13 protein-coding genes are annotated in these 15,697 nt (G+C 38.4%); 11 read left to right on the top strand and 2 right to left on the bottom strand.

Features of this window, described 5'->3' with window-relative positions:
* The first annotated feature begins 24 nt into the window (after positions 1-24).
* Genes astA through DO88_RS11570 form a run of 4 tightly spaced genes read left to right on the top strand, consistent with a single transcriptional unit; the run spans position 25 to position 4,294 of the window.
* Positions 25-1,059, top strand: coding sequence for an arginine N-succinyltransferase (gene astA / locus DO88_RS11555; RefSeq protein WP_033038808.1), 1,035 nt, complete (start codon positions 25-27; stop codon positions 1,057-1,059).
* Positions 1,060-1,066: 7 nt separating this feature from the next.
* Complete coding sequence (astD, locus tag DO88_RS11560; protein ID WP_007376360.1) at positions 1,067-2,533, top strand: succinylglutamate-semialdehyde dehydrogenase; 1,467 nt, start codon at positions 1,067-1,069, stop codon at positions 2,531-2,533.
* A gap of 35 nt (positions 2,534-2,568) precedes the next feature.
* The gene (locus DO88_RS11565) at positions 2,569-3,372 is read left to right on the top strand and encodes a DUF1338 domain-containing protein (RefSeq protein ID WP_007376361.1); all 804 of its coding nucleotides are present in this window, start codon (positions 2,569-2,571) and stop codon (positions 3,370-3,372) included.
* Complete coding sequence (locus tag DO88_RS11570) at positions 3,350-4,294, top strand: hypothetical protein (RefSeq protein ID WP_232224793.1); 945 nt, start codon at positions 3,350-3,352, stop codon at positions 4,292-4,294. Before DO88_RS11565 ends, DO88_RS11570 begins: the two co-directional genes overlap by 23 nt.
* 699 nt (positions 4,295-4,993) lie before the next feature.
* Here the strand turns inward: DO88_RS11570 and DO88_RS11575 are convergent.
* Positions 4,994-6,274 carry a flavohemoglobin expression-modulating QEGLA motif protein gene (locus tag DO88_RS11575; protein ID WP_007376363.1) on the bottom strand — a complete coding sequence of 427 codons (1,281 nt, stop codon included), beginning with the start codon at positions 6,272-6,274 and terminating at the stop codon, positions 4,994-4,996.
* A gap of 146 nt (positions 6,275-6,420) precedes the next feature.
* On the opposite strand from DO88_RS11575, the gene DO88_RS11580 reads away from it, so the two are divergent.
* The 7 genes from DO88_RS11580 (at position 6,421) to DO88_RS11610 (ending at position 13,231) form a co-directional block, all read left to right on the top strand.
* Positions 6,421-6,678 carry a DUF3081 domain-containing protein gene (locus DO88_RS11580; protein ID WP_007376364.1) on the top strand — a complete coding sequence of 86 codons (258 nt, stop codon included), beginning with the start codon at positions 6,421-6,423 and terminating at the stop codon, positions 6,676-6,678.
* Positions 6,678-6,983 carry a hypothetical protein gene (locus tag DO88_RS11585; protein WP_033038806.1) on the top strand — a complete coding sequence of 102 codons (306 nt, stop codon included), beginning with the start codon at positions 6,678-6,680 and terminating at the stop codon, positions 6,981-6,983. Before DO88_RS11580 ends, DO88_RS11585 begins: the two co-directional genes overlap by 1 nt.
* A gap of 441 nt (positions 6,984-7,424) precedes the next feature.
* Complete coding sequence (gene betI / locus DO88_RS11590; protein ID WP_007376366.1) at positions 7,425-8,000, top strand: transcriptional regulator BetI; 576 nt, start codon at positions 7,425-7,427, stop codon at positions 7,998-8,000.
* Position 8,001: 1 nt separating this feature from the next.
* A complete protein-coding gene (betB, locus tag DO88_RS11595; protein WP_033038869.1) occupies positions 8,002-9,465 on the top strand; it encodes a betaine-aldehyde dehydrogenase in 1,464 nt (487 codons plus the stop codon).
* A gap of 11 nt (positions 9,466-9,476) precedes the next feature.
* Positions 9,477-11,144, top strand: a complete 1,668-nt coding sequence (gene betA / locus DO88_RS11600) for a choline dehydrogenase (RefSeq protein WP_007376368.1) — start codon at positions 9,477-9,479, stop codon at positions 11,142-11,144.
* Between the two features lie 158 nt (positions 11,145-11,302).
* Positions 11,303-12,520, top strand: coding sequence for a BCCT family transporter (locus tag DO88_RS11605; protein ID WP_033038804.1), 1,218 nt, complete (start codon positions 11,303-11,305; stop codon positions 12,518-12,520).
* Positions 12,521-12,529: 9 nt separating this feature from the next.
* Positions 12,530-13,231, top strand: coding sequence for a TorF family putative porin (locus DO88_RS11610; protein WP_007376370.1), 702 nt, complete (start codon positions 12,530-12,532; stop codon positions 13,229-13,231).
* 29 nt (positions 13,232-13,260) lie between these two features.
* Here DO88_RS11610 and DO88_RS11615 read toward each other — a convergent pair whose 3' ends face one another.
* On the bottom strand, positions 13,261-15,186 hold the full coding sequence (locus DO88_RS11615; RefSeq protein WP_033038801.1) for a putative bifunctional diguanylate cyclase/phosphodiesterase: 1,926 nt from the start codon (positions 15,184-15,186) through the stop codon (positions 13,261-13,263).
* Positions 15,187-15,697: the final 511 nt, after the last annotated feature.

Genomic DNA, 15,697 nt, shown 5'->3' with positions numbered 1-15,697 from the left:
GCGTGCTATTGGAGCAAGCAATAAATGCAAGTATTACGTCCTATTACTGCCAATGATTTTGACGCGCTTAAACAAATAGCGATTGAATCCGGTCATGGGTTTACCTCTTTACCTGTGGACGATACACAGCTTAAAGAAAAGATTGAACGTGCTGAAAAAAGCTTTGCCAAAAACATTAACCAGCCACTTGATGAAAGCTATTTATTTGTTTTAGAAGACAGTGAAACAGGTGACGTTATTGGCACAACCGCTATAGAAGCTGCGGTAGGTTTATCGGTGCCTTTATATCATTATCATTTGGGTAAAACAGTACACCACTCGCCTACTTTAAATGTATATAACACCGTTGATATTTTAAGCATGTGTAACGACTACACTGGTTGCTCAGAAATATGTACATTATTTTTGCGCGAAAATAGCCGTAAAGGCCTAACGGGTCGATTTTTATCTCGTTCACGCTTTTTGTTTATGGCTCAGCACAGCAAGCGTTTTGCCGATACTGTTATCGCAGAAATGCGCGGTGTTAGCGACGAAGACGGTCATTCTCCTTTTTGGCAATGGCTACAAGAGCACTTTTTTAGTATCGAATTTCCACAAGCGGATCACTTAGTTGGCTTAGGCGATAAGGTGTTTATTAGCGAGTTAATGCCTAAATACCCTATTTATGTGAACTTGCTTAGTAAAAAAGCCCAAGCAGTGATTGGGCATGTGCATGAAAAAACAAAACCTGCGCTAAAACTATTAGAAAAGGAAGGTTTTGAGCACAGAGGCTACGTTGACTTATTTGATGCAGGCCCAACAGTTGAAGCAAAGCTTGGTAATATTCGCAGCATTCGCGACTCTCAAGTTTGCCCTGTTACGATTGGCGAGCTTGATCACATATCACAAAATAGCTCTGATACGCTGGCTGTATGTAATCAAGGCGTAAGTGGCTTTAGAGCAACATTTACCAAAGACGCACATTACAATCATGCAAAACATACCCTCGTCATTAGCCAAGATGTGGCTAATGCGCTTAATTTAAGCCAAGGAGATGCAGCGCGATTTTTCCGCCTGTAAATAATTTATGAATACACACCTAATTAATAATCAATGGCATGTGGGACTTGGTCCAGCATTTAAGTCAATCAATCCAAGTAATGGCGATGTGGTATGGCAAGGTAATGGCGCAAACGCCCAGCAAGTAGATTCTGCTATAAAAGCAGCCAGAACCGCGCAATTACAATGGGCAGACAAACCACTTAAAGAGCGTATCGCCATTTTAGAAAACTTCGCAGCACAATTAAAAGAACACAGCGAAGAATTTGCTACTATTATTGCACGCGAAACGGGTAAGCCATTATGGGAAACCCGTACCGAAGTGGGCGCAATGACAGGCAAAGTAGCTATATCTGTAAAAGCGTACCATGAGCGTACAGGTACAACCGAAAACCCAATGCCCGGTGCTAAAGCGTTTATTAGACACAAACCGCATGGCGTTGTGGCTATTTTTGGTCCGTATAACTTTCCGGGGCATTTACCAAACGGGCATATTGTTCCTGCAATTTTAGCCGGTAATACCGTTGTATTTAAGCCATCAGAATTGACTCCGCACGTTGCAGAATTTACCCTCTCACTTTGGTTAAAAGCAGGTTTGCCAGCGGGTGTTATTAACCTTGTCCAAGGTGAAATTGAAACAGGTAAAGCACTTGCTTCTCATAAAGATATAGATGGCTTGTTTTTTACCGGTAGCTCAAACACAGGCCACTTATTACATAAACAGTTTGCAGGACACCCTGGCAAAATTTTAGCGCTTGAAATGGGCGGCAATAATCCTCTTATTGTAAAAGATGTGAGCGATATAAGCGCTGCTGTGCACGATATTATTCAATCAGGCTTTATTACCTCAGGTCAACGTTGTACGTGTGCACGTCGCTTATTTATTGAAAAGTCGCTCAATGGTGATGCTATTTTAGAAAAGCTAATAAGCGCAACTAAAAACATAGTTGTAGACGACAGTTTTGCTACAGAGCAGCCTTTTATGGGTGCAATGATAAGCGAAAAAGCAGCATTGGGTATGGTTGCCGCGCAAAGTGAATTAGTCTTAAAAGGTGCACAAATCCTTGTTGAACTTAAGCAATTAAAACCAGGCACAGGTTTTGTAAGCCCTGGCATTATTGATGTAACAAGCATTACCGACATGCCAGATGAAGAGCATTTTGGGCCGCTAATTAAAGTGTATCGTTACACCGACTTTGACAGTGCAATTATTGAAGCCAACAACACAAGCTTTGGTTTATCTGCAGGTTTACTTAGCGACAGTGAAGATGATTACACTCACTTTTTAAAGCGTATTCGTGCCGGTATTGTTAACTGGAACCGCCCCATTACAGGAGCCTCTAGTGCAGCTCCATTTGGCGGTATTGGCGCCAGTGGTAATCACAGAGCAAGTGCATACTACGCCGCCGATTATTGCGCATACCCTGTAGCATCTGTGGAGTCAGACAAAGTGAACTTACCGCAAACCCTAGCGCCGGGCTTAGTAATTGAATAAGCAATAAAACCAAATTTTAGATTTAAGGACTTAACATGCATACTGATGTAAATACATTATTTGAGAACCTTTGGGAAAACTATTTAAACGTAACTCCATCGGCAGATAAAATTCATGACCTTTTAGGGTCAACGCAAAAAGATGACATCATTAACGATCATATTGCGCTGCGTACATTTAATATAGAAAAAGTGAGTCTTGAAAAGCTCGCCGCTCACTTTTTAGCAATTGGTTACAAAGAATGTGGTGAGTACCACTTTGAAGCTAAAAAACTTTACGCAAAACACTATGAGCATAGCGATCCGGCTCAGCCAAAAGTGTTTATCTCTGAGCTATTAGTAGAAAAATGCTCGCCAGAGTTACAAGCCATCGTGACAGGTATGGTAAGTCAAATTGACGAAAGTGCAGTTACAGCAGACAACTTTTTATATTCAGGCACGCATTGGCAAGTAAGCACCGATACTTACAAACAACTGCTAGCTGAAAGCGAATATGCAGCGTGGATGTCGGCGTGGGGTTACCGTGCCAATCACTTTACCGTAAATATTAATACGCTTGCTAAGTTTGATAACATTCATGATGTTAACCAAGCTCTAAAAGATGCAGGTTTTTCGCTTAATACATCAGGCGGCGAGGTTAAAGGCTCTCCAGAGGTGTTACTAGAGCAATCGTCAACACTTGCTGATGAATACTCAGTTACCTTTAGTGACGGTGATATGAGCATCCCTAGCTGTTTTTATGAGTTTGCTATTCGTTACCCTAAAGCAGACGGTGAGCTTTATACTGGTTTTGTTGCAGCCTCTGCTGACAAAATATTTGAAAGCACCAACGCTCGATAATAAAATTCAAAATTTAGTACAAAAAAGCCCGAAAGGGCTTTTTATAAAGACAACATTGGAGATACTTGGTATTTTTAAAGAAAAAGGCATAAATATGAAGTTTTTTAAAATATGTATTCTTATCAGTTTATTAGTTACACCTTCTTTAATTTATGCGAACCCTTCCCTCACTATTTTATCTTATTCGTATTTTTCAGATGAAGATGCCGATTCAAGACCCGGCGAACAATACTATAATTTTTTTCAGCCAATTTTGAACACGTATTTTAATACCGTTTTAACGAGAACAAATCATGCTCGATTAATTAAACGTTTATCGACTAACGAGGCAGTTTGTAGCTTTAATTTAATAAAAACAAAAGCTCGAAACAAACAGCTTGTCTTTTCTCAAATTCCAACTTATATGCATCAGCAACGCAAATTATTCGGTTTCAAAAACACTTTAAAAGATTTACCTACAAAAGTTTCTATTTCAAAATTACTTAATAACAAACACACCTTTGCCATAGTTAGTTCAACAAGTTATCAACAATTAGATGCGATATTTTCGGATTATAGAACCCAAGTAGCAAAAATAACAGGCGCAAACAGCTTTGCTCAACTTAGCCAATTATTAATTCATAAACGTGTTGATATGATCATCGATTATGAAAACACTATGAAAATGAACTTAACAGATACGCAATTTTCTCAGCTAGAAAGTCGAGACATAAGTGAATACCCCGAGTTTATAAATGGGTACTTTGCTTGTAGTAAAACTTCAGAAGGAAAAAAAGCAATCGCCTTAATTGATACTTACATGAAAACACCTGCAGCCTATGATTTTTTAAAGCAGACTCACCATAATTCGACTTCGCCAGAGGTAGCAGAGCGGATGATGGCAATATATAAAACTACGTTTAATATAGCTCAACACAAATGAATATTAAGATTACCGATTAATTTTATTAATCGGTAATCTCAACTAAATAAGTTAATGCTATTAATACGCTTAATTCAGGTGGTATTTCCCTGTGCCATACAGTGTAGATGCACTTCCGCTTGACGTGTTTTTTGCGCTAATAAACTCAACAACTACCTAAGCATCTGGAACAGTGCAAATTGTTGCAGAACCTTGTCGTTTCATTGTGACAACCTGCGTGACAAGTATTACCATTAATAATGGAGTAATCAGTTCGTTAAGCCAAACACGGTACTACCTAGACGGTTGTATTTACGGTTCATTTTGCGGTTTTATGTTTGATGCAACGAACTCCCCAACCGACAGTACTAAACAATAAAACCAGTATTTTGATTCTATATTTCAAGCCCTACTTGCGACAATATAAATGAAATCCTCGGCCTATTCAGTTACCTAAATTGAACAACAGTGATTTAATTATCAGCTGTAGGATGAGGGGATACACATTAGCAATGGCAACCGATTTCAACCTCTTTAAGCGTGCATAGGTGTTTTTTAAAATGAATAAAGTACAAATCCAATCTTTAATACGCTAATAATTCTCCTATTCCTCAACTATAGAAGTATGTAGTTACCCAATTTAAAACAACTATCACTGTACTAAAATTTATTAATAAGGTAGCAGCTTCCCTTATTAATGAATTGACCAATAATTTATAATTATAAAAATAACGGTTTATAATCGTTTTCTAACTTTTCAAACGATAAGTCGCCAATAAAACGACCGAAGCTCAACCAGGTAGCCAAACCGCGTAAATCTTTAAAGTGTGGCGGCACAAATTGTGGGCTCTCTATCACACCTAAATCATGAAGCTGCGATATTAATCTAAAGTCATCTATCGATATTTTACCTACCAATAATAAAGGTAGCCTATCGATTCGACCAAGCTGTATTGCTACGCGTATTAAGTTATAAACCAGTACAAAGCCTTTAATGTAGGCAATATCTTTTGTAAACGGCAGACCTGTTGGCGTACTGCCTCTAAATACACGCTGCGCAAGTGTGTAGCTGTCATCTTTTGATAAACCTTGCGCTACGTAGTCACGGTAAATATCTACAAACTCAGCGCCATCTATTACCTTTGTAACGGCTTGAATACGATTCACTAATTTAGATAAACGCCTTGGGGTCGATTTTAATGTAATAATTTCGGTAAGTACCGCTAAACCTTCTTGGGTAATAGTCGAGCTTGGCGTACCTTTACTTAAACAGGTTAAATACGGCTGCGCTAATCCATTTTGAGTTGTGCCCACGTGTATCCACCCTTCGTGAACTTCTAAAATATCAAGCTCACGCTGGGAAAAACTTACATCTTGATTTAGTTTTATATTATTTGCACCGGCGGCTGCATCACTGACAATCCCATCGCTAAGCATAACCTCTACGTTTATACCTGCCATGCTGGCATTTACTTGCTCAGACAAAATACGCACCGCATCAACAGCAGCAATATTTTTAGGGTCGTCAGGTAGTATGTCGGCTATGAGTAAATTTTGCAGCGGTTTATCTAGCATATTAGCTAGCTCAGAAAGTGATGGCTCACCGGCATGAAATAAATCTTTAGGATGACCAAATAACTCTACCGATAAGTCATGGAACTCAGGCGTGCCACGATACTCAAGCATGCTTAATACCGTTTTATACTCTGTGCACATTTTTCCCATGTATTGAGCAATGGGATTTAACTGCCCCAATTGGTTAATAATGTTACGGTGCAAAGTAGAAAACGCTTGGCGTAACTCGCTAGGTACAAAACCGAGGTCGCGCTGTTGATAGTATGCACGATCAATAAGTGGATTTTTTTGACATTTTTGTCTAAAAAACTCCTCTTTAGTTTGTTTATCCCAATTAATAGCATCGAGTATCCTAATAGGCGTTTGCAATGCAATTAATTGATCCGATAATTCACGAGTTTTTAGTAGTAACGCCTTGTCTATCATGGTGTAAGCTCAACAATAAATGAGTTTTGAGCATAATTTAAAAAGGCTAAATTACAAAGCAATATCACACTTTTTTAGCTATTGTTTTTAAGTTGATCGACCCTCATATCTGTATCGTATGAGTTACTAAATAAAAGGTGTAAAGCATGAAAAACGAACTCGACAACAAACAGATTTTAGCCGTTTATGAACGCATAATTCAAAAAGGCGAAATGACTGATGAAGGTAAACATTATCAAGGGGTTACTGCTTATTCTGACGTAGACGGTTACACCGTATATTTACAAGGTAGCGGCGTTGAATTACGCTTTGGTTTTCATAATACTTATCATCTTGACTACCAACATGAAAAACATAAAGACGACTTTTTGAAAAAATTATATAACATTGCAAACGAGCGCTAATGCACCCACAAAAATTAAGACACCGCCCTACCAGTAAGCTCAATACTACTTTTATTAACCAAGTAGTAGAAGAGCTTCAAGCTGATCCAAGCAAAATCTCAATTATTCAAAAAAACCTAGAACAGTACCGCTCTCAAACTCATTTAAAGCGTGGTTTTTTACTGGCTATAGAGCGTTTTGATTGGGTCTTTGAGGCAAGCAAAGATATTGACTTTATTTGCCAGCAAATTTTAGCTGACGACTACATTGGCAATAGACTAAGACGTTACCCCCTACTATTTAAAGGCGTTATTAATAACGCTTAATTGCAATAAAAATTTAAAATCAGAGCATCATGTTGTCCGAATCTAATTTAAATATTAATTAATTTATAGGTCAACTATTTACACATGTGTTTATTAGAACACTAACTAATTGTAGGTTTAATACTCTTTTGCATTAAAATAACACTATTAGTACTCTAACTATTACGGTACTAACGATTTTATAATGATTTTCTTAATTTATTATAGTAACGAAATCATCACCATTTCAAATACTCAAAAAAACAAACTTAACCATTTGATTTTATTGAATACACACCCACTTTAAAATCATTGCATTTATTCTATTAATCACTAGATCATTAATGTTCTATCTACATTTTAATATCTCGGTGTTTACCTTAGCCTTGAATTATTAGAGCTATTACCTTAAGCTTATCTTTATTGAACGTTCAATTAATAATAATTATGCCTAAAGTCGGAATGGAACCTGTTAGACGTCAGCAGCTAATTGACGCAACTATAGAGTCAGTTGCTACTAAGGGACTGCAAGGCACAACGATAAACAGCATTAGTAAAAATGCAGGTTTATCGTCAGGCATCATTAGCCATTATTTTGGTGGAAAGCAGGGGTTAATTGAAGCCACGGTTAGATACTTACTAACAAGCTTAAAGCAAGGCTTAATAAGTAAAGTAAGTCATCAAACCACTGCCACTGAGCGTTTAATGTTTATTATCGAAGCCAACTTTGCGCTTGTACAACAGCGTAATGATACAACCCGAACGTGGTTAAGTTTTTGGGCGCAATCGATGCACGATGAAGAATTACACAGACTACAAAACGTAAACAGTAAACGCTTGCAAAGTAATTTAGCATTTTCTTTTAAGCAATTAATGCCTATTGAGCAAGCAAATCAAGCTGCAGAACTTAGCGCCGCGATGATCGATGGCCTATGGTTAAGAGCAGTACTGAGTAAATCAGACAATAATCAGTTTAAACACAGTGAAAAGTTAGCAAAAAGCTATGTACTTTCACTTATCAAGCAATATGGAGCCTAGCGTGACTACACCTGTCTATCAAAATTTTATTAACGGCCATTCTCTTGCAAACCAGAGCGGCAAAACATTTGATGTAACAAACCCAGCAACGGGTGAGGTTATTTACGCAGTAGAAATTGCCGACGAATTTATTCAAAACGCAGCCATTGCCAGTGCAAAACAAGGTTTTGCACTGTGGTCAGCAATGACACCTATTGAACGTAGTCGTATTTTATTAAAAGCAGTGGCTATTTTACGCGAACGCAACGATGAGTTAGCACTCGTAGAAGTACTAGATACCGGTAAACCAATGCAAGAAGCAAATTGTGTTGATATTGAAACCGGCGCTGATGTAATTGAATACTTTGCAGGCCTTGCACCAGCACAAGTAGGCCAACAACAAATGGTTGGTGATGACTTTTACTACACGCGTAAAGAGCCGTTAGGTATTTGTGCGGGTATAGGTGCATGGAACTACCCACTACAAATTGCATGTTGGAAGTCGGGCCCTGCCCTTGCTGCTGGTAATGCATTTATATTCAAACCATCTGAAGAAACACCACTTGGCGCTATTAAACTTGCAGAAGTATTTGTTGAAGCTGGTGTACCTGCAGGTGTGTTTAATGTTGTTCAAGGCGCAGGCGATGTAGGCCAGTGGCTAACGCAGCATAGCGATATTGATAAAGTATCGTTTACGGGTGAAGTAGGCACAGGTAAAAAAGTAGTGGCAAGTGCTGCCGGTACGTTAAAAGATGTCACGATGGAACTTGGTGGTAAATCTCCACTATTAGTATTTGATGATGCCAACATAGAGCAAGCGGTTAGCGCTGCTATGTTAGGTAACTTTTATACGCAAGGCGAAATTTGTACTAACTGTACACGTATTTACGTTCATAAAAATGTATATCAGCAGTTTATTGATGAGCTTAAAGCGCGCACTGAGAAAAACATTATTGCTGGCGACCCACAAGATTTAAATACTAACTTTGGCGCACTTATTTCTAAAAAGCACCAAGAACTAGTAATGAGCTACGTTAATAAAGGCATCGAAGAAGGTGCAACGCTATTAACCGGTGGTACAACGCTTTCACCTGAGTCTGCACCTAATGGCTATTTTGTAGCACCGACTGTGTTCATTGATTGCAACGACGATATGACAATCGTTAAAGAAGAAATATTTGGCCCTGTAATGAGCGTGCTTGTTTTTGACGACGAAGACGATGTTATTGCACGCGCTAACGCAACTCACCTAGGCTTAGCCGCAGGCGTATTTACTAGCGATATTAAACGTGCGCACCGCGTTATTCATAAGTTACAAGCCGGTATTTGTTGGATTAATGCATACGGTAACTCACCTGCTGAAATGCCAGTTGGCGGTTACAAGCAATCGGGTATTGGTCGTGAAAATGGTATACAAACTCTTGATCAATACACGCAAACTAAGTCTATTTATGTTGGTATGGCCGACATAGAAAGCCCATTTTAAGGCGCCCTACTATGAGTAATCATTACGACTATATTATTGTTGGCGCGGGTTCGGCGGGTTGTGTTTTAGCAAACCGTTTATCTGAAGATTCAAGTAACCGCGTGTTACTACTAGAAACTGGCGGTAGCGATAAAAGTATTTTTATAAAAATGCCAACCGCGTTATCTATTCCTATGAATAGTGACAAATACGCATGGCAGTTTCATACGCAGCCTGAGCCTCATTTAGATAACCGTGAAATGCATTGTCCTCGAGGTAAAGTATTAGGCGGTTCGTCATCTATTAATGGCATGGTATATGTACGTGGCCACGCAAAAGATTTTGACGAATGGCAGCAACACGGTGCAAACGGCTGGGATTACCAATCGTGTTTACCGTATTTTCAAAAAGCAGAAAGCTTTTACCTTGGTGAAAATACTTACCGTGGTGGAAAAGGCCCGCTTGGCGTTAATAACGGCAACGAAATGAAAAACCCGCTTTACCGCACCTTTATCAAAGCAGGTGTACAAGCCGGTTACGCTTCTACAGATGATTATAATGCGTCGCAGCAAGAGGGTTTTGGCCCAATGCACATGACCGTAAAAGACGGCGTGCGAAGCTCTGCGTCTCGTGAGTATTTAGACCCTGTTAAATCGCGTAGTAATTTAACGATTATTACCGGTGCACTCGCACAACGCGTGATTTTAGATGGCAAAAAAGCCACAGGCATTGAATACAAAGTAAATGGCGACGTTAAAACCGCACATGCTGCAAAAGACGTTGTACTAAGTGCAGGCCCAATCGGCTCTCCACATATTTTACAACTCTCTGGTATTGGTGATACTCAAGCGCTTGAAAAAGCAGGCGTTGAAGTACAGCATCATCTACCAGGTGTAGGTCAAAACTTACAAGATCATCTTGAGTTTTACTTTCAATACAAGTGTAAGCAACCTATCACGCTTAACGGCAAGCTAGGCATTATTTCAAAAGGGTTGATTGGCGCGCGCTGGTTATTAACGCGTTCGGGTTTAGGTGCAACGAATCATTTTGAATCGTGTGCGTTTATTCGCTCAAAACCAGGTGTTGAATGGCCAGATATTCAGTATCACTTTTTACCAGCGGCTATGCGTTACGATGGTAGAAGTGCATTTGCAGGTCATGGTTTTCAGGTACATGTTGGTCATAACAAACCAAAAAGTCGCGGTAGTGTTACTATTGCTTCTGCGAACCCTGAGCAGCCACCAACTATTTTATTTAATTACCTTGAACACCAAGACGATATTGAAGGCTTTAGAGCGTGCGTTCGCTTAACACGCGACATAATCGAACAAAGTGCCTTTGATGAATACCGCGATGAAGAAATTCAACCTGGTAAACATATTCAAACAGATGAAGAAATAGATGCTTTTGTTCGCCAAGCCGTAGAAAGTGCCTACCACCCTTCTTGCTCATGCAAAATGGGTGAAGATGATATGGCCGTTGTTAATTCAAATACGCAAGTACATGGTATTGAAGGACTGCGTGTTGTTGACTCATCTATATTCCCAACAGTTCCTAACGGAAACTTGAATGCACCTACCATTATGGTTGCCGAAAAAGCAGCTGACATAATTTTGGGTAAAAACCCATTACAGAAATCGGATGTGAATGTTGCCATAACAACAAACTGGCAAGAAACACAACGTAGTTCAAAGATCTAACTTTAGCCACATGCTCAGGTTTAGCCTCGTCGGGCTAAACCTGAGCGTGCCTTGCAGTGGCACACGATGTAAATAGGTTACGTTGTGTTAATGCGAGAATAAAACAATAAAATACGGAGTGCTTATGAATTATTTTTATTCATTATTGGAGGGTAACAATGACTATTTGGCTTAATGCAGGCATCATTTTTACTTTACTCGCAGTTGTTATTATCTTACTAAAATGGGGTAATGTACGTGTAGTAGGTGTAACACCGGTAAAAACCTTTACGTTTATAGCGATACTATTTACATCAGGCCTTGATGTTGGCCTTATTATGTTTCCTTTAACTGAGTTTGCAGGTTATGCAGACATAAAAGCAAGCCCAGAATACGCGTTTGCAAATCCACTGGCTATTGAATTTGGCTATTGGGGATTCTTGATCTGGGGATTTTACTTTCTTACGTGCTTTTATTTCTGTGTAATAGAACCTAAAGTTAAATTTTTCGAAATTCCTTGGGTCAAATTTATCAATAATGTTGTAATTATTGGTACATGTGCATTTACCGCTTATTTACTACTTACAAATTTACCTTGGTACTTACCCGAATTAGGTGACGGTACAAGTGTAGTTAGCGAGTTTTATTTAATTGTATTTGCTGCGATTTGTTTTGCAGTGTACTCAAGCACCGACATTAAATATGTGCGTATTTTAAGTATTGCGACTACGTGGTTATTCTTAGCGTTAATAGGTTTCATGTGGGTTGGCGCGTTTGTTATTGGTGATAGTGAAATGTCTGCGTTTACTAATAACTTGGGCTCAATTGGCACTTACTTTGCCAACATTAACGAATTTGTTTTACCGTTGAATGATTACCATGAGTTTTACTTATTTTGGTGGTTTGCGTGGAGCATAATGATTGGTCAATTTACATCACGCTTTGTTGGTGGACTTAAAACATACCAAGTATTAGGTGCGATGTTGATATTCCCTTCTATTCCTATTGCGATATGGTTTAGCGTACTTTATCACTACCATGAAGCAGGCATCCCAACTCAAGGTATTAAAAACTTTGCTATGGTATTTGTAGGTATTGTATTTGTAATCAACTCACTCGACTCGTTAGTGCGTTTATATACAGATAACCTAAACCTTACCGTTAAACGTTTTGGTAAAATGAAATATATACTTGGGAATGTTGTCGCTCTGTCTCTATTAACACTATTATTTAAACTAGAGTTTTTACAAATTCAGTGGGTAGGCGCATTAGTTATTGGACTATTCTTTCTGTGTGCTGCTTTTATTGGATACAGTAAATTTAAAACAGTCAAAAATATAGACAGCTCACCAAAAGCAAATAAGATTGATTACACAAAAATAGACACAGTACACTAGGGATAAACAATGAATAACAAACTAAAACAACTTGTAGTAGCACTACCATTTGCACTTTTATCAACAACAGCAGCTGCTGATTGGTCAACAACAATCACGGCAGCGTCTGACTACACATTTAATGGTGTAACACAGACAGATAACGACCCTGCAATTCAAGGCAGCTTAGATTATGCTTTTGATAGCGGTGTATACGCCGGTGTTTGGGCGTCAAATGTAGATTTTGGTGATGACACTGATTTTGAACTTGATGCTTATGTAGGCAAGTATGTGCAGCTTGATGAGCAGTTTAGCGTTGACTACGGTATTGCTTATTACACTTATCAAGGTAATAACAGCGATGGTAACTACGCTGAAGCTTACACTAAGTTTGGCTATGCGAGTGAATACGGCCAAACTGAGCTTAACTTTTGGTATAGCTGGGATTACTTTGGTCAAGGTGGAGGTCATGTAATCTCAATGGTTGCACACACCTATGAGCTGGCTCCAAATCATGCACTACGTGCAAGTTTTGATATATCAAACTCACTTGATGGCCAAAAATGGGCGTGGGACGTTAACGAGAAAAAATCATACAACCATTACCGTTTAGCATATCAAACTAGTTATGAAGGGTTTGGTATTGAAGTGGCGGCTGAAAATACGAGCCTTGACTATGATTATGCAGATGAGCGTATCGTACTTGCCATATCACGTACTTTTGATTTGTAAGTAAAACACATCAATAATTAAAAGGCTTCTTATGAAGCCTTTTTTATGCTCTCAAGATAAGTGCATAAAGAACTCGCATCTAACGGTTTAGAAAAATAATAACCTTGTAAATGCGAAACGCCTAAACTGTATAACTTTTCGCTCTGATCAATTGTCTCAACACCTTCAGCAACCACATCAAAGCTAAGTGAACTGGCCATTTGTACCACTGCATTTACTATACTCAGACCTTTTTTATCGACATCTTGAATAAACGTTTTATCTATTTTTACGATATCCACACCAATATCTAACATACTTGATAAGGATGAATAGCCAGTACCAAAGTCATCTATCGATATCCTAGCCCCTAACTCTTGCAAAGATTTAACCGTTGATAAAAATGTACTTTTATCCTTAGCAAATACTGACTCAGTGATTTCTATATGTAACTTATCAGCTGGAAAGCTAAGTTTTCTTAAAATATCAGCAACTTCAACAACAAATTTTTGCCCTTGAAGCTGCATAACAGAGACATTAACACTAATTGATAAATCGGGAATGATTCTTTGAAACTCGAGCCCTTGAATACACGCGTTTTTTAAAACCCAGAGTCCAATTTCACTAATCATCCCATATTGCTCTGCAATAGGAATAAACTCATCCGGTGGAACCGGTTCACCATCCATTTGCCAACGTAAAAGTGCTTCAACTGAACTGGGGAAATTTGTATTCGAATCTATAATAGGTTGAAAAACAAGCGATAAACTTCCGTCTTGTACCGCAAAAGAAAGCCTGTCATTTAAGCGTCTTATACGCTCAAGTTGCATACGCAAATTATCATCAAAATAACTAATTTTTCCTCTATTAATACGCTTTTGATGATACATCGCCATATCTGCATTTAGAATTAATTCGTCCAAATCACTGCCATGTTCAGGATAAAATGCAATACCTATCGTTGCACCTATTCCCGCTTTGTAATGGCTATTCGAGTGTACTTGTGTAATGGCACTAATGATTTTATTTGCAAAATCATTAGTTTTATCCTTACAGTTATAATCAGTAAGTAATAAAAATTCGTCACCTCCCCATCGACACTTATACTCATTTTGGCTACACACTGCTGAAATTCTCTGGGCAGTTTTTGTTAAAATCTGATCGCCAACCTCATGCCCCATAGTATCGTTAATATGTTTAAAGCCATCTAAGTCAATAAATAACAACGCAAATGATTCATTAGGGTATCGCGATAGCCTTTTTTTTGACTCTTTTAAAAAAGCGTTTCTATTCAATAATTGAGTAAGGGAATCGCTATTTGATAGATGATAAATTTCTTGTGTTCGTAATTCGACACGCTGCTCCATCAGCTCTAATAGTTCAATATTTTGATTTTTTAAATGGATGGCATTTTGCGTAAAGTTTGCAGCCTTGTGTAAAGCAATAAGCGTAACAAACCCAAAGCCTATACCTAATACTCCTAATACATTTTGATAATGTTCTTCAGATAGGGTCAGTAGCACTGAATATGGTATCAATAACAAAAATGCGTATATAAAACATGTTGGTCGATGCGCTGAAAGAATATTTGCAGAGCCACCACCTAGTGCAGAAAAAATGATGATTATACTTGTAAGCTCTAGGACGCTGAAAGATGAATGGAAATACAATCCATAACAGCACCAAATCAACGCCGTGAGGGTTACACTTAAAGAGAATCTATATAAATCAACATAACTCGCTGCTTTACTGCTTCGTTTAAAATAGTAAACATCTATCAAACGGATCCCTAAAACAACAACCATGATAAACCACCAAATAAGCTTATCGGTAACTGAAGTAAAAGACTTATCACTAAAACCAAAAACTATGCCCGTACTAGCAATAAAAGATATAAACAATCCAGAGTAGGCATTTAAATAAAGGATCCGCACACTATCATTTAATTCTTTTTCTATTAGAGGGCTCACATGCATTAAAGATATGCCTTTGTTTAATATTATCAACTTTTTATACTACTAAACGTAAGCTTTAAATTCGATATTGTCCAATATAAGGTGTCTTTTGATGTGTTTATTTTCAGTGCTATAGAAGGTAAAAACGATAGATATGAGCGTTGTTCTTCACAAAGCGAAGACCCTATGTACTTGCTATGTTGAATTAATTTTATTGAGGAAGTAGTTCAGCAGACACTACCTTTACTGAAAATTTAAATCTGCTAGGGGCTGTTTATCTTTCGAGGTTAAATTTGCAGCAGTCTGTTTGGTATTTAGGCAAGGCAGAATCTATGTAGTGTGGTTATTTCCCATAAATAGGCGATAACGTGGAATAAATGCCAAACATGCGCTGCCCGAAGGGTTCTGCCTAGGGGCAATTTACTCTTTGTTGCTTGGTTTTAACTTAGCCCGCTAGGTTACAAACCTCACGCCGCGATTAAATCGCCCCTAGATTGAACAAATTTTAATCCTGAAAGGTCAACAGGCCCTA

Origin of the sequence: Pseudoalteromonas sp. S3431, assembly GCF_000690035.1 — a bacterium.
In the GTDB taxonomy this organism is placed as follows: Bacteria; Pseudomonadota; Gammaproteobacteria; order Enterobacterales; family Alteromonadaceae; genus Pseudoalteromonas; species Pseudoalteromonas fuliginea.
The sequence above is the reverse complement of the archived record's forward strand: the minus strand, read 5'-3'. Positions and strand labels throughout refer to the sequence as shown.

Coding starts and splice junctions, on each gene's coding strand:
- astA (WP_033038808.1), top strand. CDS start 25: ATGCAAGTATTACGTCCTATTACTGCCAATGATTTTGACGCGCTTAAA.
- astD (WP_007376360.1), top strand. CDS start 1,067: ATGAATACACACCTAATTAATAATCAATGGCATGTGGGACTTGGTCCA.
- DO88_RS11565 (WP_007376361.1), top strand. CDS start 2,569: ATGCATACTGATGTAAATACATTATTTGAGAACCTTTGGGAAAACTAT.
- DO88_RS11575 (WP_007376363.1), bottom strand. CDS start 6,274: ATGATAGACAAGGCGTTACTACTAAAAACTCGTGAATTATCGGATCAA.
- DO88_RS11580 (WP_007376364.1), top strand. CDS start 6,421: ATGAAAAACGAACTCGACAACAAACAGATTTTAGCCGTTTATGAACGC.
- DO88_RS11585 (WP_033038806.1), top strand. CDS start 6,678: ATGCACCCACAAAAATTAAGACACCGCCCTACCAGTAAGCTCAATACT.
- betI (WP_007376366.1), top strand. CDS start 7,425: ATGGAACCTGTTAGACGTCAGCAGCTAATTGACGCAACTATAGAGTCA.
- betA (WP_007376368.1), top strand. CDS start 9,477: ATGAGTAATCATTACGACTATATTATTGTTGGCGCGGGTTCGGCGGGT.
- DO88_RS11605 (WP_033038804.1), top strand. CDS start 11,303: ATGACTATTTGGCTTAATGCAGGCATCATTTTTACTTTACTCGCAGTT.
- DO88_RS11610 (WP_007376370.1), top strand. CDS start 12,530: ATGAATAACAAACTAAAACAACTTGTAGTAGCACTACCATTTGCACTT.
- DO88_RS11615 (WP_033038801.1), bottom strand. CDS start 15,186: ATGCATGTGAGCCCTCTAATAGAAAAAGAATTAAATGATAGTGTGCGG.